Annotated in this window: 1 protein-coding gene and 2 pseudogenes; all 3 read left to right on the forward strand. The window is 37.2% G+C overall.

The window, feature by feature from the left end; all coding sequences use genetic code 11:
- Window positions 1-226: pseudogene (locus tag PX484_RS11430) on the forward strand (Rpn family recombination-promoting nuclease/putative transposase); the annotation flags it as partial.
- A 96-nt stretch (window positions 227-322) separates the two neighbouring features.
- The gene (locus PX484_RS11435) at window positions 323-1,135 is read left to right on the forward strand and encodes an Rpn family recombination-promoting nuclease/putative transposase (protein ID WP_288103889.1); all 813 of its coding nucleotides are present in this window, start codon (window positions 323-325) and stop codon (window positions 1,133-1,135) included.
- Window positions 1,136-1,167: 32 nt separating this feature from the next.
- Window positions 1,168-1,376, forward strand: a pseudogene (locus PX484_RS11440) (Rpn family recombination-promoting nuclease/putative transposase); the annotation flags it as partial.

The raw sequence follows: 1,376 nt of genomic DNA on the forward strand, positions 1-1,376 counted from the left end.
ACAAGACCTAAAACAAACTCGTTTCTATCAAGAAGCTTTTGAAGATGGAATTGAACAGGGAATTGAACAGGGAATTGAACAGGGAATTGAACAGGGAATAAACTTGCAAAAATTGAAAATAATTCCTCTACTGCAAGAAGTCGGTTTAACCCCGCAACAAATCTCGGAACGCTTAGACTTGACTCTGGAAACAGTGCTTAACTATTTGGCACAACAGCAACAATAATCAAACCTGTTTCAACAATCTAGAAAAGCAGCAATTTCTAAGTAGTTGGCAAATTAATAGTAGTAAATCAGTGACCTTTAAGCTATCAGCGATGACATGAAAACTGACAGCATATTCTATCGAATGTTTCTCGATTTTCCCGATTCGTTCTTTGAATTAATCGAACGACCCGATGCTATGGTTAGCAATTATCGATTTACTTCCCAAGAAGTCAAACAACTAGCTTTTCGATTGGATGGTTTATTTTTGCCGCTCGATAATCTGGAAAATTTGCCCTTTTATCTGGTAGAAGTGCAATTTCAAAAGGATGAAGACCTATATTATCGATTATTTTCGGAACTTTTCTTGTATCTTAGACAGTATAAACCTTTGTCACCGTGGCAGATAGTTGTTATTTATCCTAGCCGAGAAATTGAGCGAGAACATCCCCAGCAATTTGAAGACTTGTTATCCTTGGACAGGATTAAAAGAATCTATCTGGATGAATTGCCAAATGACGAGACTCCTTCTTTAGCGATCGCCATGATCAAATTGGTTACGGAAAGTGAGAGTCAAGCTGTTAATTCTGCTAAGATTTTAATTAAACAGGCTCAAAGAGAATTGAGCGATCGCTTAGTACAGAAAAATGTCATTGATTTAATCGAAACGATCATCATTTATAAGTTACCCCAAAAAAGTCGAGAGGAAATTGAAGCTATGTTGGAACTACAAGACCTAAAACAAACTCGTTTCTATCAAGAAGCTTTTGGAGATGGTATTCAACAGGGAATTGAACAGGGAATAAACTTGCAAAAATTGAAAATAATTCCTCTACTACAAGACCTCGGTTTAACCCCGCAACAAATCTCGGAACGCTTAGACTTGAATCTGGAAACAGTGCTTAACTATTTGGCACAACAGCAACAATAATCAAACCTGTTTCAACAATCTAGAAAAGCAGTAATCGGGAGGAAATTGAAGCTATGTTGGAACTACAAGACCTAAAACAAACTCGTTTCTATCAAGAAGCTTTTGGAGATGGAATTGAACAGGGAATTGAACAGGGAATTGAACAGGGAATTGAACAGGGAATTGAACAGGGAATAAACTTGCAAAAATTGAAAACAATTCCTCTACTGCAAGACCTCGGTTTAACCCCGCAACAAATCTC

It is taken from the genome of Microcystis sp. M49636_WE2 (genome assembly GCF_030065375.1).
Classification (GTDB): domain Bacteria; phylum Cyanobacteriota; class Cyanobacteriia; order Cyanobacteriales; family Microcystaceae; genus Microcystis; species Microcystis aeruginosa_C.